This is a genomic window from Puribacter membranae (assembly GCF_055380425.1).
Genome location: NZ_AP040167.1, coordinates 389442 through 413654, shown reverse-complemented (window position 1 = coordinate 413654; position 24213 = coordinate 389442). Strand labels below are relative to the sequence as shown.

General features: G+C 51.7%; 21 protein-coding genes. 10 read left to right on the top strand and 11 right to left on the bottom strand.

Going from position 1 to position 24213, the window contains the following annotated elements; genetic code table 11:
- Positions 1-7 precede the first annotated feature (7 nt).
- The 8 genes from ACZ41M_RS01900 to acnB form a co-directional block, all read right to left on the bottom strand.
- Positions 8-457, bottom strand: coding sequence for a YaiI/YqxD family protein (locus tag ACZ41M_RS01900; RefSeq protein ID WP_464730541.1), 450 nt, complete (start codon positions 455-457; stop codon positions 8-10).
- Positions 458-600: 143 nt separating this feature from the next.
- Positions 601-1338, bottom strand: a complete 738-nt coding sequence (gene aphA, locus ACZ41M_RS01895; protein ID WP_464730542.1) for an acid phosphatase AphA — start codon at positions 1336-1338, stop codon at positions 601-603.
- A 175-nt stretch (positions 1339-1513) separates the two neighbouring features.
- Positions 1514-1798, bottom strand: a complete 285-nt coding sequence (locus ACZ41M_RS01890) for a formate dehydrogenase subunit delta (protein ID WP_464730543.1) — start codon at positions 1796-1798, stop codon at positions 1514-1516.
- A gap of 2 nt (positions 1799-1800) precedes the next feature.
- Positions 1801-2706, bottom strand: a complete 906-nt coding sequence (gene fdhD / locus ACZ41M_RS01885) for a formate dehydrogenase accessory sulfurtransferase FdhD (protein WP_464730544.1) — start codon at positions 2704-2706, stop codon at positions 1801-1803.
- Between the two features lie 29 nt (positions 2707-2735).
- A complete protein-coding gene (gene fdhF, locus ACZ41M_RS01880) occupies positions 2736-5624 on the bottom strand; it encodes a formate dehydrogenase subunit alpha (RefSeq protein ID WP_464730545.1) in 2889 nt (962 codons plus the stop codon).
- The gene (locus tag ACZ41M_RS01875) at positions 5621-7186 is read right to left on the bottom strand and encodes a formate dehydrogenase beta subunit (RefSeq protein WP_464730546.1); all 1566 of its coding nucleotides are present in this window, start codon (positions 7184-7186) and stop codon (positions 5621-5623) included. Before ACZ41M_RS01875 ends, fdhF begins: the two co-directional genes overlap by 4 nt.
- Complete coding sequence (locus ACZ41M_RS01870; RefSeq protein WP_464730547.1) at positions 7183-7638, bottom strand: NAD(P)H-dependent oxidoreductase subunit E; 456 nt, start codon at positions 7636-7638, stop codon at positions 7183-7185. Before ACZ41M_RS01870 ends, ACZ41M_RS01875 begins: the two co-directional genes overlap by 4 nt.
- 228 nt (positions 7639-7866) lie before the next feature.
- Entirely contained in the window at positions 7867-10458 is a 2592-nt protein-coding gene (acnB, locus tag ACZ41M_RS01865) for a bifunctional aconitate hydratase 2/2-methylisocitrate dehydratase (protein ID WP_464730548.1), read from the bottom strand.
- 434 nt (positions 10459-10892) lie between these two features.
- On the opposite strand from acnB, the gene ACZ41M_RS01860 reads away from it, so the two are divergent.
- The 10 genes from ACZ41M_RS01860 (at position 10893) to ACZ41M_RS01815 (ending at position 19606) form a co-directional block, all read left to right on the top strand.
- A complete protein-coding gene (locus tag ACZ41M_RS01860) occupies positions 10893-11867 on the top strand; it encodes an OmpA family protein (protein WP_464730549.1) in 975 nt (324 codons plus the stop codon).
- 180 nt (positions 11868-12047) lie between these two features.
- Positions 12048-12371: a thioredoxin TrxA gene (trxA, locus tag ACZ41M_RS01855; protein ID WP_464730550.1), complete on the top strand. Its 324-nt coding sequence runs from the start codon at positions 12048-12050 to the stop codon at positions 12369-12371.
- 304 nt (positions 12372-12675) lie between these two features.
- On the top strand, positions 12676-13941 hold the full coding sequence (gene rho, locus ACZ41M_RS01850; RefSeq protein WP_464730551.1) for a transcription termination factor Rho: 1266 nt from the start codon (positions 12676-12678) through the stop codon (positions 13939-13941).
- Positions 13942-14193: 252 nt separating this feature from the next.
- Positions 14194-15057, top strand: coding sequence for a M23 family metallopeptidase (locus tag ACZ41M_RS01845; protein ID WP_464730552.1), 864 nt, complete (start codon positions 14194-14196; stop codon positions 15055-15057).
- Between the two features lie 43 nt (positions 15058-15100).
- The gene (locus ACZ41M_RS01840) at positions 15101-15481 is read left to right on the top strand and encodes a bactofilin family protein (RefSeq protein ID WP_464730553.1); all 381 of its coding nucleotides are present in this window, start codon (positions 15101-15103) and stop codon (positions 15479-15481) included.
- Positions 15482-15670: 189 nt separating this feature from the next.
- Positions 15671-15928, top strand: coding sequence for an FmdB family zinc ribbon protein (locus tag ACZ41M_RS01835; protein WP_464730554.1), 258 nt, complete (start codon positions 15671-15673; stop codon positions 15926-15928).
- A gap of 47 nt (positions 15929-15975) precedes the next feature.
- Complete coding sequence (locus ACZ41M_RS01830; RefSeq protein ID WP_464730555.1) at positions 15976-16755, top strand: DUF502 domain-containing protein; 780 nt, start codon at positions 15976-15978, stop codon at positions 16753-16755.
- A 73-nt stretch (positions 16756-16828) separates the two neighbouring features.
- Positions 16829-18628 (top strand): aspartate--tRNA ligase, encoded by a 1800-nt coding sequence (gene aspS / locus ACZ41M_RS01825; protein WP_464730556.1) that lies wholly within the window; start codon positions 16829-16831, stop codon positions 18626-18628.
- A gap of 2 nt (positions 18629-18630) precedes the next feature.
- Complete coding sequence (locus ACZ41M_RS01820; RefSeq protein WP_464730557.1) at positions 18631-18969, top strand: rhodanese-like domain-containing protein; 339 nt, start codon at positions 18631-18633, stop codon at positions 18967-18969.
- Between the two features lie 76 nt (positions 18970-19045).
- On the top strand, positions 19046-19606 hold the full coding sequence (locus ACZ41M_RS01815) for a hypothetical protein (protein WP_464730558.1): 561 nt from the start codon (positions 19046-19048) through the stop codon (positions 19604-19606).
- A 95-nt stretch (positions 19607-19701) separates the two neighbouring features.
- On the opposite strand, the gene ACZ41M_RS01810 is transcribed toward ACZ41M_RS01815, so the two are convergent.
- The 3 genes from ACZ41M_RS01810 to ACZ41M_RS01800 all read right to left on the bottom strand — a co-directional run bounded on the left by ACZ41M_RS01810 (position 19702) and on the right by ACZ41M_RS01800 (position 24169).
- The gene (locus ACZ41M_RS01810; RefSeq protein ID WP_464730559.1) at positions 19702-21270 is read right to left on the bottom strand and encodes a subtype B tannase; all 1569 of its coding nucleotides are present in this window, start codon (positions 21268-21270) and stop codon (positions 19702-19704) included.
- 198 nt (positions 21271-21468) lie between these two features.
- A complete protein-coding gene (gene htpX / locus ACZ41M_RS01805; protein WP_464730560.1) occupies positions 21469-22350 on the bottom strand; it encodes a protease HtpX in 882 nt (293 codons plus the stop codon).
- Positions 22351-22513: 163 nt separating this feature from the next.
- On the bottom strand, positions 22514-24169 hold the full coding sequence (locus ACZ41M_RS01800) for a phosphoethanolamine transferase (RefSeq protein WP_464730561.1): 1656 nt from the start codon (positions 24167-24169) through the stop codon (positions 22514-22516).
- Positions 24170-24213 lie beyond the last annotated feature (44 nt).

Below are 24213 nucleotides of genomic sequence, written 5' to 3'. Positions count from 1 at the left end.
TGTTTTATCAGCGTTGTTTCGCCAGCCAACCATCCAAAGCATTGGCAAACGCCTGTACATCGCGAGCCGATAATGCCGCCGGACCGCCGGTTTGCGTGCCTGAGTCGCGCAAATGCTGCATAAAGTCACGCATCGACAACAGCGCGCGTACATTTTCGCGGGTATACCATTCGCCGCGTGGATTGAGCGCCAGCGCATCCATCTCAACGATTTGTGCCGCCAGCGGAATGTCCGCCGTAATCACCAAATCCTGCTGAGATACACGTAACACAATTTCATTGTCCGCCACATCCATGCCCGCAGGCACTTGAATTGCCTTGATGAACGGCGATGGTGGCGTCAACAACATTTGATTCGCCACCAAAGTGGTCACAATCTGCGTGCGCCGTGCCGCGCGATAAATCACCTCTTTGACCGCACGCGGACACGCGTCGGCATCAACCCAAATTTGTGTCATTCTTCGCCTGATAATGGTTTTAACTGAATCATATTGACGCAAAAAATATCTGCGCACTTGGGCATTATAACTGTCATCCCGTACCAATCAATGAAAACAGCCATTGACTACCCAATGGCTGTTAATCGAGGACAAAAACAAACTCAATACCAGGAATCACGCACGACTTCCTCACCATAGCCGCCGTTCATCGGCAAAGGTCGGTTCGTGCTGACCGCAGAGCGAATGACGCGAATGCCACGGACACCGACTTCACGTGCGGACAAAATATCACCGTCCGAGTCACCGTAAAACAGCTTCACGTTGGCCTGTTTGATGTAGTAGCTTTTATCGTGTTGATACGGTTTCACCACTTCATCGCGGGTGTAAATCACTGGTTTCATATTCGGGATGTTAAATGTCTTTTGCATCAGCAAAGACAATGAATCCATCGATTTGCCATCATAGCTGCTGTGCGGCGTACGACCGGTGATGAACACCACTTGATCGCCACGCTTAACGTGCATATCAATGAGTTTTTTTGCTGATTCTTTCGGAATCGAGCTCAGATCACAGCCATCTGCAACATAGTCCCAAAATTCTTGATTGTACAAATAGTCGTAGTTGGTCGGCGAGTATTTGTTTTTACCGTAGTAAAAGCATTGGCTGGAGACCAATGCCGTGTCGTCAATATCAAAGCCCACGGTCATTTTGCGTTTACCTTGCAGGCTTTTTTCAATATCCGCCACCGAAACCCAGTTCACCGCATTTTCGTGAGTACGGTCGTTTTCGGTCATGCCGGGATGGGTGTATGGCACTTTCGGCCCTTTGGCCGAAGCCACGGTACATACCGCCAATAAAGCGGCAATCAATGCTGAACGAAACATGAATGTGTGACGCATAAAACACTCCTTTGTTATTAGATGAATGAAGATAGTGCTATACGCAGGATATACCTGTTTCAGATAAAGTTATAGGCAATTTCTCCCTTTTTACACGCCGGATTCAAAACTTTGATCTGTATTTGATGACTGTGCAAAATAGATTACTTATCCTCATTTTTGCTAATTTTAAGGTTTACGGTTTGTCCCAACCCGCCCGCATAAATGCGGCCTGCATGAAGGGACTCAGTCCCTGCACATGGCCTGCTTGCAATAACGTTTTCATCTGCGCACGCATCATGGGCGCCCAAAAAGCCTCGATGTGCGCCAGCGCCTGTTGCCCCATTTCCTCGGGTGCGCCGTTCGCCTCGAAAAACTGGCCGATTTGATTGGCCATTTTGATCAACTGTGCGCCCTCTGCACGCTGTTCGGTGGTGGTATTGATCGCAGTATTTATTACAGTATTTATCGCAGAATTCATCGCTATTCCTTCAAAATCGTTTGATGCAAAACGTCCGTGTACCACACCGCGCGCCCGGGTCGGGCAAAACCGATCAATTGCAATTGATGCCGGTGCGCCCACTCAACCGCTTTGGCGGTAGCGGCGGACACGGAAACCAAACAACCTGCGCCCCAACGCAAGGTTTTTTGTACCATTTCATAGCTCGCACGGCTACTGACCAATACGAATCCATCGCTCGGATGAGCATCTCTATCGAGCAGCGCCCCGATGAGTTTGTCCAAGGCATTGTGCCGCCCGACGTCTTCACGTAACAGCACCACCTCACCTTGCCAATTCACCCACGCCGCTGCGTGGGTCGTCCCTGTCTGATTGCGCATGATTTGCAGCCGTTCAAACCGCGCCAGCACCGCGTCCAGCAGCCCGATGTCTAAGCGTGAAGCCTCGCGGTTTGGATTAGCTGCCGGTTGCTGCTCAAAATACGCCAGCGAATCCACGCCGCACAGACCGCAACCGGTGCGCCCGAGCAAGGTACGCCGCGCCGCTTTTAGCTGCGCAAAGCAAGCACTGCTCACGGTCATGCGCACGATGATCGCCGCACCATGACCCTGCGGTTCAATTTCAATGTCATACACATCGGCGCGTCGCTCAATCAGCCCTTCGGTGTAGGCAAAACCCAAAGCAAACTCGGCCAAATCGCTCGGCGTGGTCATCATCACGGCGTGCGAAATACCGTTGATTTCCAACGCGACGGGTACTTCGCAGGCCAATACATCGGGCAGTTCATCCTGCACTTGTCCCGCGCGAATCGGTCTGACTGTGCCTTTGACCACGGCGCGGTCGGCAAGTTGACGCGCTCCGTCATCAGTGCATCCCTTGCCAGCGCATTCATTGCCATCGTATTCATGATGATCGCTCTGTTGTCTCATGTTGATGCACTCGCTATTTCGCCATTCTCTTATGATTTTGCCGTCTTTTTGGATAAGGATTGGCGTTGTTGCCAGAAACGCTGCTGCATCGCCTCGAACTCCTGTCTCGCGGCAGGCCATGCAGCAGGCCACATGGTCGTATCGTTCTCACGCTGCACTTGCACCGCCGTCACTTTGTATTCAGGACAATTGGTCGCCCAATCCGAATTATCGGTCGTGACCACGTTCGCACCTGACTCGGGGAAGTGGAATGTGGTGTACACCACGCCCGGCTGGACGCGCTCGGACACATTCGCCTGCAACAACGTCTGCCCCGCGCGGCTGTGCACGCGCACCCAGTCGCCATTGGCAATGCCGCGCTCTTTCGCATCCTCGGGGTGAATGTCCAGCCAATCCTGCTCATGCCAAACGCTGTTGGCGGTACGGCGAGTCTGTGCGCCGACGTTGTATTGCGACAAAATCCGCCCGGTGGTGAGCAGCAGCGGGAACTTCGGCGTGACTTTTTCGTCGGTCGGTACATACTGCGTGACCAAGAACCGCCCCAAGCCGCGCGCGAAGGTCTCCGTGTGCATGATGTCCATACCGGTGACGGGCGTGCTGTCGTTGCACGGCCATTGCAAACTGCCGTATTCATCGAGTTTGGCGTAGCTCACGCCCGCAAAAGTCGGCGTCAGGCGCGCAATTTCGTCCATGATTTCGCTCGGGTGCGCGTAATTCATCGGGTAGCCAAAAGCTTGCGCGAGTTTTTGCGTCGCTTCCCAGTCGGCGTATTGGCCCAGCGGCGTCATGATCTTGCGCACGCGGTTGATGCGCCGCTCGGCATTGGTAAACGTGCCGTCTTTTTCCAAAAAGCTGCTGCCCGGTAAAAACACATGGGCATATTTGGCAGTTTCATTGAGGAAAATATCCTGCACCACCAAGCAATCAAGCTGCGACAAGGCACTGGTGACGTGCAGGGTATTCGGATCGGACTGAACGATGTCTTCGCCTTGGCAATACATGCCTTTGAACTGCCCCGCCAGCGCGGCATCGAGCATGTTTGGAATGCGCAAACCCGGCTGCGCGTCGAGTGAGCAGCCCCACTCGGCCTCAAACTGCGCGCGCACCGCGTCGTTGGACACATGGCGATAGCCCGGAAACTCATGTGGGAACGAACCCATATCGCAGGAGCCTTGCACATTGTTTTGTCCGCGCAAGGGATTCACGCCCACGCCCTCGCGCCCAATATTGCCGGTGAGCATGGCCAAATTCGCGATGCCCATGACCGCAGTCGAGCCCTGCGCGTGTTCGGTCACACCCAGCCCGTAGTAGATCGCCGCATTACCACCGGTGGCGTACAAACGTGCAGCTTGGCGCAGGGTTTCGGCGGGCACGCCCGTGATGTCCGCGACGGCTTCGGGGGAATTGTCCGCGTGGCTGATGAACTTTTTCCAGAACTCGAACGATGCGGTGTCACAGCGCTGCGCCACAAACGCGCGATCGTACAAGCCTTCGGTCACAATGACGTGTGCCAAAGCATTGATCACCGCGACATTTGTCCCCGGTCGTAGTTGAATGTGGTGTTCAGCCTTGATCTGCGGCGATTGAACCAAATCAATTTCACGCGGGTCAATCACGATCAGGCGTGCGCCTTGGCGCAGACGCTTTTTCAAGCGCGAGCCAAACACGGGATGCGCATCGGTCGGATTCGCCCCAATGACCACAATGACGTCGGCGTACTCAACCGATTTGAAGGTTTGCGTCCCTGCCGAGGTGCCAAACGCCTGACCCAAGCCGTAGCCGGTCGGCGAATGGCACACGCGCGCGCAGGTATCGACGTTGTTCGTCCCGAGCACAGCGCGCATGAATTTTTGCACCAAATAGGTTTCCTCATTGGTGCAACGCGAAGAGGTAATCCCGCCGAGTGCATTTTTACCGTATTGCGCTTGAATCGCGCTGAATTTATCCACCACATAGGCAATCGCCGTGTCCCATGAAACCTCTTGCCACGGTTCGTGAATGCTCGCGCGGATCATCGGCTGGGTCACGCGGTCTGGGTGTGTGGCGTAGCCCCAGGCAAAACGCCCTTTGACGCAGGCATGACCTTCATTTGCCTTGCCCTCTTTCCACGGCGTCATGCGCACCACTTGCTCGCCTTTGATCTCGGCCTTAAAATTACAGCCCACGCCGCAGTAGGCGCAGGTGGTGATAACGCTGCGCTCGGCTTGACCCCATTGGATAATGCTTTTTTCCGTCAAAGTAGCCGTCGGACATGCATCCACACACGCGCCGCAACTGACACAATCCGAATCGAGAAAATCCTGTTTTTGCCCCGCCGTCACCCGTGAGGCAAAACCGCGCCCGTCTATGGTCAGGGCAAATGTGCCCTGCGTTTGCTCGCACGCGCGCACGCAGCGGTTACACACGATACATTTGGACGGATCGTAGGTGAAATAGGGATTGGATTCGTCTTTCGGCGCGGCGTGCGTCGCATCAAAATGATTGTCTCCGGCAAAGCCATAGCGCACTTCGCGCAGGCCGGTGATACCGGCGACCGTTTGCAATTCGCAATTGCCATTGGCCGCACAGGTCAAACAGTCAAGCGGATGGTCGGAAATATACAGTTCCATCACATTGCGCCGCAGTTTGTGCAGCGCCTCGCTCTGCGTTTTCACCTGCATGCCCGCTTCCACCGGCGTGGTGCACGAGGCGGGATAACCGCGCCGTCCGGCGATTTCCACCAAACACATGCGACACGAGCCAAACGGTTCCAGCGAGTCAGTCGCGCACAATTTCGGAATCTGCTTATCAAGCAACGAAGCCGCACGCATGATGGATGTGCCCGCAGGTACGCTGATGCTTTGCCCGTCGATGGTCAGCGTCACCCTATCGGCGCTGTGGCGCTCAGGCGTACCGCGATCGATTTCAATGATATTCATGCCGTGCCTTTCACCGCCGATTCATGCGGTTTCACTTGAAAATCGTTGGGATAGTAATTCAACGCCGACAGCACCGGATTCGGCGTCATGCTGCCCATCGCGCACATCGAGGCACCCACCATCGTGTCGCACAAATCACGCAGCAATGCCTCGTGTGCATCGGTCTGTTCGGGAGCGCTGACAAAACGGTCAATCACCTCAACCCCACGCACCGAGCCGATTCGACACGGCGTGCATTTACCGCATGATTCGATCGCACAAAACTCCATGGCATAGCGCGCCAAATCACGCATATTCGCGGTATCGTCATGCACCACAATACCGCCGTGCCCGATCACCGCGCCTATTTGCGCGTATTGTTCGTAGTCCATCGGCACGTCCCAGTGCGCTTCGGGGACATAACTGCCCAACGGCCCGCCGACCTGAATCGCCTTGATTGGGCGTCCCGAAGCCGTACCGCCGCCAAAATCCATCACCAATTGGCGCAAGCTAATGCCAAAGGCCTTTTCCACCAAACCACCTTGACGCACATTGCCCGCCAACTGAAACGGCAAGGTTCCAAGCGAGCGCCCCAAACCGTAATCACGGTAAAACGCAGCGCCCTTCGCAAAAATCAGCGGCACACTGGCCAAGGTAATCGCATTATTAATCACCGTGGGTCGGCCAAACAGCCCTTCTATCGCGGGTAATGGCGGTTTCGCGCGCACGATGCCACGTTTGCCCTCAATGCTTTCCAGCAAGGCGGTTTCCTCGCCGCAGATGTACGCACCCGCCGCCTCGCGCACGCTCAAATGAAAGGTCTGCGCTGAACCCTGTATGCGTTCGCCCAACCAGCCCGCCGCTTGCGCCCGCTCAATCGCCGTTTGCAATACCGCAATCGAATGCGGGTATTCGGCGCGCACATAAATAAAGCCCTGCGTCGCCTGCACCGCCAAACCCGCAATCACCATCCCCTCAATCAAGGTGTACGGATCAGACTCCATCAGCAAACGGTCGGAAAACGTGCCCGAGTCGCCCTCATCGGCATTGCACACCACATATTTTTGCGCCGCATTCTGCGCCAGCACCGTTTGCCACTTAATCCCCGCCGGAAACGCCGCACCGCCGCGACCGCGCAAGCCCGAATCCAACACCGTTTGCACCATCGCCGCCGAATCCATGTCCAAAGCCCGTCGCAAACCCGTCCAGCCGCCATGCGCCTCATAATCATCCAAACTCAGCGGATCAGTCAAACCGATGCGCGCAAAGGTCAAACGCTCCTGCCCACGCAAATACGGATGCTCATCCACCACACCAATCGAACTGTCCAACGGCGCGCCGTCGATTAAACCCGCCGCCAACCATTGGGCCAAGGTATCCACCGATGCGCCGGCATAACCCACGCGTCCGCGCTCGGTTTCCACCTCAATCAGCGGCTCCAGCCAGAGCATGCCGCGCGAACCGTTACGCACGATGCGAATCTCCTGCCCATGATCGGATGCCCACGCCTGCAAGGGCGCGACCAGCTCATCCGCCCCCAAAGCCAAAGCCGCTGAATCCATCGGAATATAAACGGTTTTCATGATGACGCCTCCACATCCAAGCAAGCCTGTAGCCGCTCGATCGTCAAACGTGCCTTGAGCCGCCCATCGAGCAGCGCCGCAGGCCCCGTAGCACATTGGCCGAGGCAGTAAATCGGTTCGACGCTTAACTTTCCCTCACCCAAGGACTTGGCCAAATGATCGCATTGCGTCTTCAAATTCAGCGCGCCACGCGCTTGGCACGCCTCAGCGACACAGAGTTGAATATGATGTTTGGAAGCCAACGGCTCGGTGCGAAAAAAATGGTAAAACGACAGCACGCCGTGTACCTGCGCCGTAGATAGATTCAACGCGCGCGCGATCTGAGGTACCGCTGTGGTCGGAATGAAACCCAAGCGGGCTTGAACCTGATGCAGAATCGGTAGCAGCGCGCCCGCTACGCCGTCATGCGCCGCCAACGCCGCGCCAACCACCTGTTGTTGATGCGCATCCATTTGGTCTCCTTTTGCGTGGCGTACAAACATATAAGGTAGCAATGTACGCTGATACGGATTTTTGTTTAAGCAAATACTATCATAGAGTATATTTTAAGTACAAGGATCGATGCGTCCAGTTTGGCGCAAATCAGCCGCGTATGCAAGAATTCACGACTGATAATGCAAACAAAAACGGCGAGCATTTCTGCTCGCCGTTTTCTTTAACACGCTATTACGATTGACCCATTACGCTTTGACTTGATCCGCCACGTCGGTGTAGTCGCTGATTTGGTCGAAGTTCAGATATTTGTAAATATCTTTGCTCGCTGGCACCAATACGCCGGTTTCAGCCAAATACTCTTCGCGAGTCGGGATTTTGCCCAGTTTCGAGCACACCGCCGCCAACTCAGCAGAGCCGAGGTACACATTCGCATTTTTACCCAAACGGTTCGGGAAGTTGCGGGTTGAAGTAGACATCACCGTCGCGCCTTCGCGTACTTGCGCTTGGTTACCCATACACAATGAGCAGCCCGGCATTTCCATGCGCGCACCTGCGGTACCGAGAACGTTATAGTGGCCTTCTTCGGTCAATTGTTTCGCATCCATCTTGGTCGGCGGCGCAATCCACAACTTCACAGGGATATCGCGTTTGCCTTCGAGCAATTTCGATGCGGCACGGAAGTGACCGATATTGGTCATGCACGAACCGATAAATACTTCGTCGATTTTCGCGCCAGCTACATCAGACAGAGTTTTCACGTCGTCCGGATCGTTCGGGCAGGCAACGATTGGCTCATGAATATCCGCCAAGTCGATGTCGATGACCGCGGCGTATTCCGCATCGTCGTCCCCTTTGAGCAATTGCGGATTTTTGAGCCATTCTTCCATCGCTTTGATACGGCGTGCCAAAGTGCGTGCATCTTGGTAGCCTTCAGCAATCATCCATTTCATCATGGTAATGTTGGAATTCATGTACTCGATGATCGGTTCTTTGTTCAAATGGACGGTACAACCAGCCGCAGAGCGCTCTGCCGATGCGTCGGACAATTCAAACGCTTGTTCCACTTTCAGATCCGGCAAGCCTTCGATTTCCAAAATACGGCCTGAGAAAATATTTTTCTTGCCTTGTTTTTCTACGGTCAACAAGCCTTGCTTAATCGCGTACAGCGGAATCGCATTGACCAAGTCACGCAAGGTCACGCCTGGATTGAGTGTACCTTTGAAACGCACCAATACCGATTCAGGCATATCCAACGGCATTACACCGGTTGCAGCGGCAAACGCTACCAAGCCGGAACCTGCTGGGAATGAAATACCGATTGGGAAACGGGTGTGCGAGTCACCGCCGGTACCGACTGTGTCAGGCAGCAACAAACGGTTCAACCATGAGTGAATCACACCGTCGCCCGGACGCAGCGATACACCGCCACGCGTGCTGATGAAGTCTGGCAATTCGTGGTGCATTTTCACATCCACTGGTTTTGGATAGGCCGCTGTGTGGCAGAAGGATTGCATCACCATGTCCGCTGAGAAACCCAAGCACGCCAAGTCTTTCAATTCGTCACGGGTCATTGGACCAGTGGTGTCTTGTGAGCCGACCGTGGTCATTTTTGGTTCGCAGTAGGTGCCCGGACGAACACCTTGGCCTTCAGGCAAGCCACATGCGCGACCCACCATTTTTTGCGCCAAAGAGAAGCCTTTGCCGCTGTCCACCGGATTGGTTGGCAAACGGAACAAAGTCGATGCCGGCAAGCCCAAAGCTTCGCGCGCTTTCGCAGTCAAGCCACGACCGATGATCAATGGAATACGGCCACCGGCGCGCACTTCATCGAACAATACATCGGATTTCACTTTGAATTCAGCGATGACTTCACCGTTTTTCAGGGCTTTACCATCGTATGGACGCAGTTCAACCACGTCACCCATATTCATATTGGATACGTCCAACTCGATTGGCAACGCACCCGCGTCTTCCATCGTGTTGTAGAAAATCGGAGCAATTTTGCTGCCCAAGCACACGCCGCCAAAACGTTTGTTCGGTACGAATGGTACGTCTTCGCCAGTGAACCACAAAACAGAGTTGGTCGCAGATTTACGAGAAGAGCCTGTACCCACTACGTCACCTACATAGGCAACCAGATTACCTTTGGCGCGCAAATCTTCGATGAATTTCACCGGGCCGCGTTTGCCATCTTCTTCCGGTTCAAATGCCGCATCGCTGCGTTTGTTTTTCAGCATCGCCAAGGCATGCAGTGGAATGTCCGGACGGCTCCATGCATCTGGCGCCGGTGACAAATCGTCGGTATTGGTTTCGCCCGCAACTTTAAATACAGTGATGGTCAGGCTTTCAGGCACTTCAGGGCGCGAAGTGAACCATTCGGCATCCGCCCAGCTTTGCAATACGGCTTTAGCGTTCGCATTGCCTTTGTCCGCTTTTTCTTTCACGTCGTGGAATTGATCAAATACCAACAAGGTTTTTTTCAATGCGTCGGCAGCAATCGTGCCAACCGCTGGGTTATCCAACAAATCAACCAATGGTGCAACGTTGTAACCGCCCAGCATCGTACCGAGCAATTCAGTCGCTTTTTCCGCAGAAATCAAAGCACACTTTTCATCGCCATGTGCCACCGCAGCCAGATAGCTCGCTTTTACGCGTGCAGCATCGTCCACACCTGCCGGTACACGGTTGGTCAACAAGTCCACCAAGAACGCTTCTTCGCCTGCCGGTGGGTTTTTCAACAATTCGATCAAATCCGCTGTTTGCTTGGCAGTGAGCGGGAGAGGTGGAATGCCCAACGCGGCGCGCTCGGCAACGTGTTCACGATATGCTTGTAACATGGTATCTTCCTTTGAAAATATCGATAAAAAAGCCCAATAAAACCAGAGAAACAGAGTGCACTTGGGATAATCACTCAGCGGATGATCATTGAGAACCGATGGTATTTTAGCATCAAATACCCTACATCAAACTGACCAAAAATCAGACGACGATCCGATTATTCATTGAGTTCGCCTTGATTGAATGAGAGTTTATCCGATTTTCTCACTCTTGTGTCTTATATATGACTTAAAATACCCAAATAATCGTATGAGTCGTAAACCGTTGACCAGATTGTCGCGCCAAATCGGTACACATCGGTTAAACTAATAGATAACTGTCATCACGATTATTCGATTGTTGGCACTTGTTGATACGTATAGTGGGTACTGATTGCCACTTATGGACGACACAACGATTCGATTCACCCATCTGCAACCCAAAGAGTTTAAATATGAATCAAAATACCCCAACCAACAGCAAAAAATCCAGCACGCAAACTTTATTCAATGATGTGCCACACCTCGCTCAATGGACCGGTGCAGCGGTTAGCGCCCTGCTGGTTTGGCTATTACTCAGCGGCGGAACGACTCTGAATCAACCGATTCCAAGCGGTAAGCCCGCCACCACCGCTCCCACATCCGCACCGGCTGAAAAGCCCAAAGCCGCCGTTGCTCTTGCCGCCATGAACTTAACCGCATCCAATGCCCAAAATCACTTCACGATCAGCGGCAGCGTCCCGAGCGAAGCAATCAAAATGAGTATTGACAACGAATTGCGCGCCACATTCGGCGATGGTCACTACACCAACAACCTCACCGTCAATGACCAAATCAAACCAGCCAAATGGCTGGATCATCTCAAAGGCTTTTTTGGCTTTTTCAAATTACCCGGCGCTGAATTGACTGCAAACGGCGACACCTTAACGCTCTCCGGTACCGCCATTTCACTCAAAAACAATCTGATCGAATTCGTCGGTGATGGCACCACCGTCAAAGCTTTGGATATTGCCAGCAATGTCAAAACCGCCAACAGCAACGCGCTCTCCGCGATGGACAACCTATCGGCCAACTCCGACGCGCAAGCGATTTTGAACGCCATGAATATGCAGATCATCAACTTTGCCAGCGGTTCGAGCCAAATTCCGGCGGAAAATCAAGCCATCTTGAAAAAAGCCGCAGTCTTGCTCAAGGATAAAAAAGTCGCTTTTGAGGTCTCCGGTCACGCCGACAATGTGGGCAACGAAGCCAACAATCTAAAGCTATCCGAACAGCGTGCCAAAGCAGTGCGCGATTTCTTGGTCAAACAAGAGGTTCCGGCTGAATTGATCAGCGCTAAAGGCTACGGCTCATCCGTACCGGTGGCGAGCAACGACACCGAAACAGGCCGTCTGAAAAACCGCCGCATCGAATATCGCTTAAGCAAATAAGTTTCAAAACACGCAAGGCCAACACGTTTTAAAAAAACAGTTTAAAATGTGCGCACTTGAAAAAACCATTTTTTGCTTCATATGGCTGTTGTCATTATGAAAAACGCTTTGCGGACTTCATTGCACCTACATAACAGCCATTTAATAGCATTCATTTAAATTGAACACAAGGACGAAACCATGAGCTCACTCAAACAAGTTACCGACGCTACTTTTGAAAGCGATGTTTTGCAATCTTCCGTACCTGTATTGGTCGATTTTTGGGCGGCATGGTGCGGCCCTTGTAAAATGATCGCTCCGATTCTGGACGAATTGGCTGCAGACTACGAAGGCAAAGTGAGCATCGTTAAAGTCAACGTCGATGAAAACCAAGAATCTCCGGCCAAATTCGGCATTCGCGGCATTCCAACCTTGTTGCTGTTTAAAAACGGCACATTGATGGGTACCAAAGTCGGCGCCGCCAGCAAATCCCAATTGGCCACCTTCATCGACAGCCACATCTAATTTCCACCCTGCACGATGCCGATTTGACAAACAAGGCTCAAATCGGCATAATCCGCCCCATCGATTTATAGATCTCAATTTATAAAGCAAGACTTCTCAGGCAACGGATCACATCACATCGAGTACACGGTTCTTCGCAATTGATCACACAATTGCAGCAAACACGTCCCGATAATCTTTCGCCAGCTCATTCCGATACAACACCGACTATTAGAATCGCTTAACTCCCTGCGCATCGGCTCATGCTTGGCCTCGCTGAATCATTCGCGTCATTCTTTTCTACCTCCAAAGACCCAACACTACTATGCACTTAAACGAACTCAAATCATTACCCATCAAAGCACTGGTTGATAACGCTCTGGAACTGGGCATCGAAAATGCCAGCCGCCTGCGCAAGCAAGAGCTCATGTTCGCCATCCTCAAACGCCACGCGAAATCCGGTGAAGCGGTGTTTGGTGACGGTACGTTGGAAGTATTACCGGATGGTTTTGGCTTCTTACGCTCGCCCGACACCTCCTATTTAGCCAGCACCGACGATATTTACATCTCCCCGGCGCAGATTCGCCGTTTCAATCTGCACACCGGTGACACCATTGAGGGCGAGGTGCGCACACCGAAGGACAATGAACGCTATTTTGCCCTGGTCAAAGTGGATAAAGTGAATGGCTTGCCACCGGAACACACCAAACACCGTATCATGTTTGAAAACCTGACGGCGATTCACCCGAACAAACTCTTGCCCTTGGAGCGCGACATCCGCGCTGAAGAAAACATCACTGGCCGAATTATTGACCTGATCGCGCCAATTGGCTTGGGACAGCGTGGTCTGATCGTCGCACAACCCAAATCGGGTAAAACCGTGATGCTGCAAAATATTGCCCACGCCATTACCGCCAACCGCCCAGACATCAACTTATTTGTCCTGCTGATTGACGAGCGCCCGGAAGAAGTAACCGAAATGGAGCGCTCGGTCAAAGGTGAGGTAGTCGCCTCCACCTTTGATGAGCCGGCCACGCGTCACGTACAAGTAGCCGAGATGGTAATTGAAAAAGCCAAACGTCTGGCCGAAACAGGCAGAGACGTGGTGATTTTGCTCGACTCCATCACCCGACTGGCACGTGCGTATAACAACGTCATCCCTTCATCCGGCAAAGTATTGACCGGCGGTGTGGATGCCAACGCCTTGCAACGTCCAAAACGATTCTTCGGCGCCGCGCGCAATATCGAAGAAGGTGGCTCCTTGACCATCATCGCCACCGCATTGATTGACACCGGCTCACGCATGGACGACGTAATTTTTGAGGAATTCAAAGGTACGGGCAATATGGAATTGCTGCTCGATCGTAAGATGTCCGAAAAACGCGTTTACCCGACCATTTCTCTGAACCGCTCCGGCACACGCCGCGAAGAATTGTTGCTCAAACCGGACGTGCTGCAAAAAGTCTGGATCCTGCGCAAATTCCTGTACGAGATGGACGACATCGCCGCGATGGAGTTTATTTTGGATAAAATGCGCCAGACCAAAAATAATGCAGAATTTTTCGATATGATGATGCGCAGTGGCAAGTAAGCAAGCAAATTTCTAAATAAAATACTTTAAATAGTCAGTCTAATTGATTGTTTTTAATTAGATTTAGACTATTTCAAAGTAAAACCGAACGTTTAACTTTACAAATATTCACAAACGTTCGGTCATATTTGTTTTACAATCGCGCCATTTTCCGTCTGCCCGTTCCCGTTAACGGCAGTGTTTTTTATAGAATTCAACACACTAATCGGTGCAATAACAAGCGATTAGATTACATTGTTGAGGCATTTCATTATGACCAAACAAGACCGTTCAACGGTGCTGATTATTGAGCAAAACCAAACCAAAATGGTGCGAGTGAACGCCAAATTGCTGCGCTACATCAAACCCACCATTATTGGTTTGAGTATCACCACACTGGCGCTCGGCGCCGGTTTTGCCACCCTGCTGTACAAGCACCACAACACCACACAACAAAACGCACAACTGCAACAGCAAGTCACCGATTTACAAAACTTCACCTCAGCCGAGGTCAATGCCAAATTGACCGAACTGAAAAAATCGGAAAAAGCCGTTTTAGAACTGCAAAATTATTTGCAAGAGCGCGGCGCATACACCGTCCCTGCGAAAAAAGGAGAAGAGCTGGGAAAGCCGAATGATGCGGCGGGTGGTCCTGTCGTATTGAAAGTCTCTGCACCGGTGCCATTCATGGGCAGCTATGCGCAAGACACACAAAATTTATTGGCGGCACTCAAAGCCACCCCACTCGGCGCACCAGTGCCTACGGAAATCAGCTCCACCTTTGGCTCGCGTGCGAATCCATTCTCCGGAGCCGGAGCAGAAGCACACTCTGGCTTAGACTTTCGCGGTCAAACTGGCGATCCGGTTGCCGCAACCGCCAGCGGCGTGGTGAACTTTGCCGGTGTACAAAACGGCTATGGCAAGGTCGTGCGCATCAGTTTGAAAAGCGGTTACGAAATTCTCTTTGCACACTTATCTGAAATTGATGTGAAAAATGGCCAAACGGTTAATTCTGGCGACATCATCGGTAAACTCGGTTCAACCGGCCGCTCCACCGGCCCACATTTGCACTATGAAGTTCGTAAAAACGGTATGCCGATTGATCCGGAACAATTCTTAACCCTTGCAACGCAATAAATTACGTAACAATCACGTAGCGATCACGCATCATCCAAACATCATGTTCAACAATAAAAAAACAGCAGACTTGAATATCAGCAATGCCAACATCAGCACCCTTATCGGCGAGGGTTGTCGCATTGAAGGCAACATCAGTGCAAAAGACTCCATCAAAATTGACGGTGAAATTCAAGGCAATTTGAACATCGAAGGCAGCGTCATCATTGGCGAAAAAAGTCATGTCAAAGGCGATATACACTGCACCGACTTGATTGTGTTTGGTCGTTTGGATGGCAACATTCATGCGCACCAATTGCAGTTAAAGCAAACCGCGCAGATTTATGGCAATATCGAAGCGCACATCCTGCAAGTGGAGCCCGGTGCGGTCTATCAAGGCACAGTCGCCATGCAAACGCCATCGGCCAACGCGAAATCCGCATAAAACCTGAGTTCATTCAAGCCACTACCTCGCCACAACCGCATGAGCGCGTTGTCAAAAAGCGACTTTCACCGTATAATGCCGAATGCTTTACCACATCCGTATAGACGCGAATTTCATGGGCTTTTGCTTGGGAGATCATGTCTGAGAACCGATGTGGTGTTTGTTTTTGAATCATGAGGAATACAGGACATGCCGATTTACGCCTATCGATGCCAGCAATGCGGTCATCAACAAGACGTTTTGCAAAAACTGAGCGATCCGATTTTGACGACCTGCCCTGCCTGTTCACAAGAAACGTTTAGCAAACAAATCACCGCCGCAGGCTTTCAGCTCAAAGGCTCCGGCTGGTACACCACCGATTTCGCGGGCACTTGTCCGGCGGTGAATGAAGCCAAAGCCAACGACACACCGCCACCGGCGTGTGCCAGCAGCTGTACCGCTCACTAAAATAAGAGCCGCAATAAAAAGCATCATCAACCCCGATTGAACACATAATGAAATTTGACTTAAGCAGTGCAAAAATCCGCAAATATCTGGTCACAGGCGTTCTGGTCTGGGTTCCGGTCATCATCACCATTGCCGTCATCGCATGGGGGATGGGCATTTTGCAAGGCATTTTCGCCAGCGTGATTGATGCGATTGCCGCATTTTTACCCACCGCATTGGCCGATGAGTTTTCCAAAGTTAAAGACATTCCCGGCCTTGGCGTGATTTTGGTCGTTCTGCTGCTGTTTTTCACCGGTATGATGGCGGCTAACTTCCTCGGACAATGGTTTTTGCGCGTCATGGATTCGGGGCTGTCTCGCATTCCCATCATCAAAAGCGTCTACGGCAGCGTCAAGCAAGTCTCCGACACCCTATTCTCCAGCAGCGGACAAGCGTTTCGCAAAGCACTTTTGGTACAATATCCACGCGCAGGCGTTTGGACGGTGGCCTTTCAAACCGGCACACCGTCGGGCGAAGTCGGCAGCCATCTACCGGAAGAATGCGTGAGCGTCTATGTACCGACGACACCGAACCCAACATCCGGTTTTTTCCTCATCATGAAGCGTTCGGAAGTAATCGAATTGAGCATGAGCGTGGACGAAGCCCTCAAATACATCATCTCGATGGGCGTGGTTGATCCGAATGAAAAATCGCCCGGCAAAAAAGCCAACGCTAAAAATGCCGAGATGATTCAAGAACAACTCAAGGATTTGGCACAACTGGACGAAACAAATGAAAGTCGAGCACCGAATACCTCAACCTCTGAACAAAGTAAAACCGATCATTGATGGCGAATGATTTGATGCAACACCCAAACACCCAGCAACCCTTTATTTTTGAACGTATAGAAAGACATTCAGTATGAGCATGCGCAGTCATTTTTGTGGTCAATTGACCCGTGAAAACGTTGGACAAACCGTTACTTTAGGCGGCTGGATTAACCGTCGTCGCGACCACGGTGGCGTGATTTTCCTCGACGTCCGTGACAAAGAAGGCTTGGTGCAGGTCGTGTGCAATCCGGATGATGCCGCGATGTTTGAATTGGCTTCGTCTTTGCGCAACGAATTTTGCGTCAAAATCACCGGCCATGTGGTGGCACGCGATGCTGCTTTGGTGAACGCAAAACTGCCAACAGGCGAAATCGAAGTCGTCTGCGACGCACTGGAAATCCTCAACCCATCGGTGACGCCACCGTTCCAATTGGACGAAGAAAACCTGTCGGAAACCACCCGCCTGACGCACCGCGTGCTTGATCTGCGTCGTCCGCAAATGCAGCACAATATGAAACTGCGCTATCGCACCGCGATGGCAATTCGCAAATTCTTGGACGCGAACGACTTCATCGACATCGAAACACCGATGCTGACCAAATCCACGCCCGAAGGCGCGCGCGACTACCTTGTGCCCTCACGCGTACACGACGGTCAGTTTTTCGCCCTGCCACAATCACCGCAATTGTTCAAACAGATGCTGATGATCGCGGGTTACGATCGTTACTACCAAATCGTCAAATGTTTCCGTGACGAAGATTTACGTGCGGATCGCCAACCCGAATTCACCCAAGTGGATATTGAAACCTCATTCATGAGCGAACAAGACATCCGCGGGTTGTTTGAGAACATGATTCGCGGCGTGTTCAAAGAGGTATTGAACGTTGAGTTGGCCAATCCGTTTCCGACCATGACCTACGCCGATGCAATGCATTTGTACGGCTCGGACAAACCGGATTTGCGCGTACCGTTGCAATTCACTGAGTTGACCGACGTGATGAAAACCGTTGAGTTCAAAGTATTCAATTCGGCTGCAAACCTCGAAGACGGCCGCGTGGTGGCACTGCGCGTACCGAATGGCGCGGAAATCTCACGCTCGGAAATCGACGCCTACACCCAGTTCGTTGGTATCTATGGCGCGAAAGGTCTGGCCTACATCAAGGTCAATGACGTCGCCGCCGGTCGTGACGGCCTGCAATCGCCGATCGTGAAAAACATCGGTGATGAGGCTTTGAAAGCGATTTTGGAGCGCACCGGCGCGCAAAACGGCGATATCATCTTCTTTGGTGCAGACCGCGCCAAAGTGGTGAACGACGCGATTGGCGCATTGCGCATCAAAATCGGCCACGAAAAAGGCTTGGCCTCTGGCGACTGGAAACCACTGTGGGTGGTTGACTTCCCGATGTTTGAATACGACGACGAAGCCAAGCGCTGGGTTGCTTGCCACCACCCGTTCACCGCACCGAAAGACGGCCACGAAGACTACCTCTCGACCAATCCGGGGCTGTGCATCGCCAAAGCCTACGACATGGTATTGAACGGTTGGGAAATCGGCGGCGGCTCGGTGCGTATTCACCGCGAGGAAGTACAAAGCAAGGTATTCCGTGCATTGAACATCGACGCGGAAGAAGCACAAGCCAAATTCGGCTTCCTGCTCGACGCATTGCAATACGGCGCGCCACCGCACGGCGGTATTGCCTTCGGTTTGGATCGCATCGTCACTATGATGGCGGGGGCAGAATCCATCCGCGACGTGATTGCCTTCCCGAAAACCCAGCGCGCGCAATGTTTGCTCACGCAAGCACCATCGCCGGTGGACGAAAAACAATTGCGCGAACTGCACATTCGCCTGCGCAATGTTCAAGCCAATATTGAGGTCAAAAAGGACTGAGCATGAGTGTGTTTGATCAGCTCAAAGCGCAAATGCGCGGAACGCCGAGCGAACCGTTACCGGACAACACGCTGGTGATTGATGTGCGTTCGCCTGCCGAGTTTGCTATGGGGCATGTTGAAGGCGCGTTGAATATTCCGGTGGAAGCGATTGCGCCGCAAAATTTGACCGCTTTGGATGCTTTAAACGATAAGTCGCATACGCTGGTGCTGTATTGCGCCTCGGGTATGCGCTCGGCCTATGCACGCACTGCCTTGATGCAATTGGGTTACAGCCATGTGATCAATGGCGGCACGGCGCACGAAACCGCGCAATTGATAGGAAAATCACTCGTTCGCTGACATCACCGCGCACAAAAGCCTATAATGAAACCACACCATCTGCTATAGATGGTGTTTTCATTTAAGGAGGTTTGCCATGCAACCCAAACAACATACCAACACCCTCATGCGCCCGATGATTGCGGCCGTATGCTCAATCATCGGCCTTACGGCATGTACGACCGGCTCCCAATACCCAAGCGCTCAAACACAGCCCATTCCTGCTGCACCAACTTTGTCCATGCAGGGTTATGGTGACATTCAGTTTGGTGAAAAACTGAGCCAGTTGCCTCAAGCCTTGCGCGACTCAATGAAACAACCCATCGCCCCCGAAGAGCGCGGATGCGCGTATGTGGCGTTTACTCGCTATCCAAATATTCTTTTTATGGTGGAAAACGACGTGATTACTCGCGCCGACCTACGCCAAAACCTGCCGAACAGCCTGAATGTCACATTCAACATGAGCAGCGCAGAAATACTCAAGCGCCATCCGAATGCGGTTGTGACCAAACACAAATATGACGAAGCAGGTCATTATCTAACCCTCTCCGCACCTGATCGACGCTCGGCGTTTGTGCTGGAGGAAAGTAAAGGGCGCATTACTGAAATTCGTTCGGGACTCTTGCCTTCAGTCAAGTATGTCGAGGGTTGTGCTTAATAAGGGTTGTGCTTAATAAGCTCGGCGAAGCATCAACGCTCAGCTTATCAATCAAAAACCGCTGCAAATCGCAGCGGTTTTTTCGTGTTATTTAATTAGCGCGTTATCTGCTCAACCCATGTAAACAACTCATCCAAATCATAATCGCCACTGTGTGGGCGATTCCACGGCAATGCCAAATCGACGTGCTTGCCGCTTTGCTGCAATTTGGTGGCCAAAATCACCGGAATGGCCAGCGAGGTATCGCGGTCAATCGTACCATGACGGATGCGCCAGTGTTGCGCATTGTTCGCATCCTTCGCGCCAATATAGCTCATCGGATTCATCATTTTGATGGCTTGCGCATCGGCCATCGTACCCTTTGCCGAGCCATTGTTCATGCCATACGCGGTGAAATGTTTGGCCGCAACCGTCGCCGTACCAAATAAATCGTTCTCCCCACTGCTCAAATCCAGCGCATCAAATGCAGGTGGCGTTTTCATGCGCATGGTGTATTGCACATACTGTTTGAAATCCAAATCGGTGACTTTGCCATCCTTAATCGTCAACCAATTCAAGCCGGATAAATCAGTGCCACTATCCAATGCCTTTTGTGCAGAAGCCAATACATAGGATTTAACGTATTCCTTAAAGCTGCCATCGCCCTGCTGATTCAGGGTCAAAACCGTGCCATCCGCGCGTTTCAGCCCGAGGCTGTTGACGTAGTTCGGAAACAAGGCTTTTAACTCATCCGACACCTTGATTTGCTCGGCGGTCAATGTACCCTGTACCTCTTTGCGTTCCATGCGCCAGTCAATCATTTGCGACATGACCATTTTTTTGTAATCGTTCACGCCATTGAACTGCCACTCATACGCCGCATCGGCATGCTCCAGATTAGCGATCGGACAATACGCGGACACCGCAAAGATATGGTCACGCGCCTTGGCCGCGCCAATGGCTTTCAGATACGGTTCATAATCGGTATTGTCACCGCTCGCCCCCAGCAAGGCGGATAAGGCACCGCCCGCGCTGGTGCCGTTGGAAATGATTTTTTCAGCATCCCCCGGCATGATGCTGTCGTTGTGACGCAGATAGCGTACCGCTGCTTTCAGATCGACGATTGCCGCAGGGGCTTTGCCAGTGTATTGTCCCGCATCATTTTTTGTTGTGCGTCCACGCGCACCGGGCGCCGCAACGACATAACCTTTGGACAAGGCCACGGCAATCGCATTTGCATCTTTACCCTCTCGATCCAACCCCGGGCTACCCGGATCACCCGGCATATAGCCGCCGACAGAATTCGGGAAGAAAATCGGCGCAGTTTGCGCGCTAAAGCGGCCAACGGTTTTGTCTTCGTAGTAGCTTTCTGGCACATACACATTCATGCGTTGGTACTTGGTATCGACCGGATGCGTGACATACACAATGTTTTCAAACGCGCGGTATTGAACGGTTTTGCCACCCACTTCAATGCTTTTCACCGTATAGTTTTTCGCATCAAAATTCAAACCATACACTCCCGGTTTCGGCACGGGTAGCTGCGAGCCCATCATCGGCGGCGCAGCGCCTGCGCCACCCGGAGGAGCACCCGCAGGCGACGCGCCCGTAGGTGAATCGGCAGCATACGCCACACCCAAAGCCATCATCGAAGTTAAAGCAAAAATCGGTTTTAGATAGTTCATACCACACCCTTTCTCTCTGTCTACGTCCAAAACGCTACTCAAGCGCATCGAAAAATACGCCGCACGCCCACTCTGAAATCGATTTTACAGCAGCGTTTTTCGCAAGTTTGTAAATAATTGTAAAGTTGTGATTTGAGCAATAAAAAACCGCTGTAAAAACAGCGGCTTAATGAAACATTCGACTTTTTTGCCTATGGATTAGTGTGTGGCTTGTTGCAAGCGCTCAATACGCTCTTCCAACGGCGGGTGGGTCATGAATAAACGCATGATACCGCCACGCTTGCCCGAAATCCCAAAAGCAGCCACTTTTTCCGGCGTATGCTCCGGCTCGTGTGCGGCTTGAATGCGTTTCAAGGCATTAATCATGTTTTGGCGACCGGACAAATGCGCACCGCCTGCATCTGCGCGGAACTCACGCTGACGCGAGAACCACATGACGATCATCGTGGCCAAAAAGCCCAAGAAAATCTGTGCAATCAAGCTGGTGATAAAGAAGGCAGGTCCCGGCGCGTCGTCTTCGTTTTTAAACACCACACGGTCAATCAAATTACCGATGATGCGCGAGAAGAAGAACACGAAGGTATTGACCACGCCCTGAATCAGAGTCAAAGTCACCATGTCGCCATTGGCCACGTGTGATACTTCGTGCGCCAATACGGCTTCGGCTTCGGTACGCGACATGCTGCGCAGCAAACCGGTGGAGACGGCAACCAATGCGTTGTTTTTATTCGCGCCGGTTGCAAAAGCATTGACATCAGGTGAATCATAAATCGCCACTTCGGGCATACCGATATTGGCCTGTGTCGCTTGACGGCGCACAGTTTCAACCAACCACTGTTCCACCTCATTACTCGGCTGTTCAATCACGTGCGCGCCGACCGACATCTTGGCCATACGCTTGGACAGTAACAGAGAAATGATAGAGCCGGTAAAACCGATCACCGCAGAAGCGGCCAAAAGTCCCATAATATCGCCATTGCGCATGGATAAAGCGCCATTAAGGTTCAGCAGGTTCAAAACCAAGCTGATGACGACCATTACGGCAATGTTGGTCATTAAAAATAAGAAAATTCGTTTCACGGCATATCCTCTCGAAAAAAGTCGGTGAAATGGAAAGGTTTGTATCTGTCGCGTCACTTAAAATCGCTCACAACAATCAGATTATGAATTAAAACCGATCACTGTGCAGGAAATAGGGATGAGAAACGATTTTTCAATAGTCAAAAGCAGTCAGACTCAAAATTTAATAACCACGCGCTCCAGCCATGTAAAAAATATCCAGTTCGGGTTTATATACCTCCGATTGCACCTCAAAACTACCCAACAAAGTATGGAACAAATTGTCGTGTGACAGAGGTTTGTCGGCAAAAGGTTTGAGCTTATCCACCGCTACGCCATGAAAGCCTTTCGGCCCGACCCAAATCGCCGCCGCCGGATTTTTCTGCGCTTTTGGCGCGATGGCATACGGCATACCGTGCAGATACACGCCGTTTTCACCCAAGGATTCACCATGATCAGACATATAGATCATGCTGGTATCGTATTTGTCTTGATTCGCTTTGAGTAACTCAATGGTTTTGGCAATCACATAATCCGAATAGACGATGGTATTGTCAAACGCATTGCTGATAGACTCTTGACTGCATTTTTCAAGCTGATTGTCTTGGCAAGTCGGCGTGAAATGCTCAAACTGTTTTGGATAACGCTTGTAATAGGCGGGGCCATGACTGCCCATGGTGTGCAACACAATCAAAATATCTTTGTCGGGACGACTGTTGATATAGTCTTGCAAACCGACCAACATACCCTCATCGCGACATTCGCCATCCTTACCCCCTTCGCAAACGGTGTTGGTTTTCGACGTTTGGTAGTCTTCATAGGTCACGCGGTCGGCTACGCCTTTGGAGCTGGAATTATTGTCGCGCCACAAAACCTCGACTCCGGCACGTTTAAGCACGTCCAGCGCGTTTTCGGTGCTATTGAATTTTTTCTGGCTATAACCCTCACGGCCAAAATTGGTGAACATACACGGCACAGACACCGCGGTGCTGGTTCCGCACGAGGACATATTGGAGAAACTCACCAAATTCGGCTCTTTGGACAACAGCGGATTGGTCAATTTCGAATAACCGTTGAGCGACCAATGATCGGCACGCGCAGTTTCGCCGACGATCAGAATGCTTAAAGTGCGGTGACCACTCTGTTTCACGATTTTAGCATCCATGCCAATCGGCTCAACATGCACACTGTGGTCAGCAAAGCGACTGGCAACGAATTGTCCCGCAGAATACAGATAGGTCAGCGGATTGGTGTAAAAACGCACGGCTTTATGCTCGCGTACAAAGGACGCCATGTCTTTATTGAACATACCAATCGCCGCCGCCATCACAATCAAGGCCACAATCATACCTTTGAGTTTTGACCCAAAGCCACGCAGCACACTGGTGCGCTCGACCTTTTGGCGCAGCAACCACCACGCGGGCAAAATACCCAAAAACACTGTGTACAACGCGAATTTCAGCGTTAGTAAGTCGCGTACCTCGCGGGTTTGGGTTTCCGCCACGTTTTGCAGCATCACCTTATCAATCACCACGTCAAACGTGTCCATGTGATAGGCCACCACGGCGGACAGCACCAAAATCAGCGCACCGACGATTTTCACCGTGTGACGAATACTCACCAAAGACAACAGCACATAATTGAGCGCAAACAAAATCACCATGAGCGCCACCACAAAGCCAACGTTCTGCGGGTAATACACCTGTTTGACATGCGCCAAAAAAGCCGAATTCGTCAGTGCGGTCAGAAATAAAGCGATCAAGCCAACCAACTGCTGGGTTCGCCACGTGTTTCGTCCGAAAAAAAATTGTTTGATGATGGTGAAATTCAAAGCGTGCATCCTGAAACGTTATTGTTATTTTCATCGCCGTGACCGATGAAATA

What these genes read in the sequence shown, in the direction of transcription:
- aspS (WP_464730556.1), top strand. Translation starts at nt 16,829, where the DNA reads ATGAGCATGCGCAGTCATTTTTGTGGTCAATTGACCCGTGAAAACGTT.
- ACZ41M_RS01845 (WP_464730552.1), top strand. Translation starts at nt 14,194, where the DNA reads ATGACCAAACAAGACCGTTCAACGGTGCTGATTATTGAGCAAAACCAA.
- ACZ41M_RS01870 (WP_464730547.1), bottom strand. Translation starts at nt 7,638, where the DNA reads ATGGATGCGCATCAACAACAGGTGGTTGGCGCGGCGTTGGCGGCGCAT.
- ACZ41M_RS01815 (WP_464730558.1), top strand. Translation starts at nt 19,046, where the DNA reads ATGCAACCCAAACAACATACCAACACCCTCATGCGCCCGATGATTGCG.
- ACZ41M_RS01840 (WP_464730553.1), top strand. Translation starts at nt 15,101, where the DNA reads ATGTTCAACAATAAAAAAACAGCAGACTTGAATATCAGCAATGCCAAC.
- ACZ41M_RS01810 (WP_464730559.1), bottom strand. Translation starts at nt 21,270, where the DNA reads ATGAACTATCTAAAACCGATTTTTGCTTTAACTTCGATGATGGCTTTG.
- fdhD (WP_464730544.1), bottom strand. Translation starts at nt 2,706, where the DNA reads ATGAGACAACAGAGCGATCATCATGAATACGATGGCAATGAATGCGCT.
- trxA (WP_464730550.1), top strand. Translation starts at nt 12,048, where the DNA reads ATGAGCTCACTCAAACAAGTTACCGACGCTACTTTTGAAAGCGATGTT.
- ACZ41M_RS01890 (WP_464730543.1), bottom strand. Translation starts at nt 1,798, where the DNA reads ATGAATTCTGCGATAAATACTGTAATAAATACTGCGATCAATACCACC.
- ACZ41M_RS01820 (WP_464730557.1), top strand. Translation starts at nt 18,631, where the DNA reads ATGAGTGTGTTTGATCAGCTCAAAGCGCAAATGCGCGGAACGCCGAGC.
- ACZ41M_RS01875 (WP_464730546.1), bottom strand. Translation starts at nt 7,186, where the DNA reads ATGAAAACCGTTTATATTCCGATGGATTCAGCGGCTTTGGCTTTGGGG.
- ACZ41M_RS01835 (WP_464730554.1), top strand. Translation starts at nt 15,671, where the DNA reads ATGCCGATTTACGCCTATCGATGCCAGCAATGCGGTCATCAACAAGAC.
- rho (WP_464730551.1), top strand. Translation starts at nt 12,676, where the DNA reads ATGCACTTAAACGAACTCAAATCATTACCCATCAAAGCACTGGTTGAT.
- ACZ41M_RS01830 (WP_464730555.1), top strand. Translation starts at nt 15,976, where the DNA reads ATGAAATTTGACTTAAGCAGTGCAAAAATCCGCAAATATCTGGTCACA.
- fdhF (WP_464730545.1), bottom strand. Translation starts at nt 5,624, where the DNA reads ATGAATATCATTGAAATCGATCGCGGTACGCCTGAGCGCCACAGCGCC.
- aphA (WP_464730542.1), bottom strand. Translation starts at nt 1,338, where the DNA reads ATGCGTCACACATTCATGTTTCGTTCAGCATTGATTGCCGCTTTATTG.
- ACZ41M_RS01800 (WP_464730561.1), bottom strand. Translation starts at nt 24,169, where the DNA reads ATGCACGCTTTGAATTTCACCATCATCAAACAATTTTTTTTCGGACGA.
- acnB (WP_464730548.1), bottom strand. Translation starts at nt 10,458, where the DNA reads ATGTTACAAGCATATCGTGAACACGTTGCCGAGCGCGCCGCGTTGGGC.
- ACZ41M_RS01900 (WP_464730541.1), bottom strand. Translation starts at nt 457, where the DNA reads ATGACACAAATTTGGGTTGATGCCGACGCGTGTCCGCGTGCGGTCAAA.
- ACZ41M_RS01860 (WP_464730549.1), top strand. Translation starts at nt 10,893, where the DNA reads ATGAATCAAAATACCCCAACCAACAGCAAAAAATCCAGCACGCAAACT.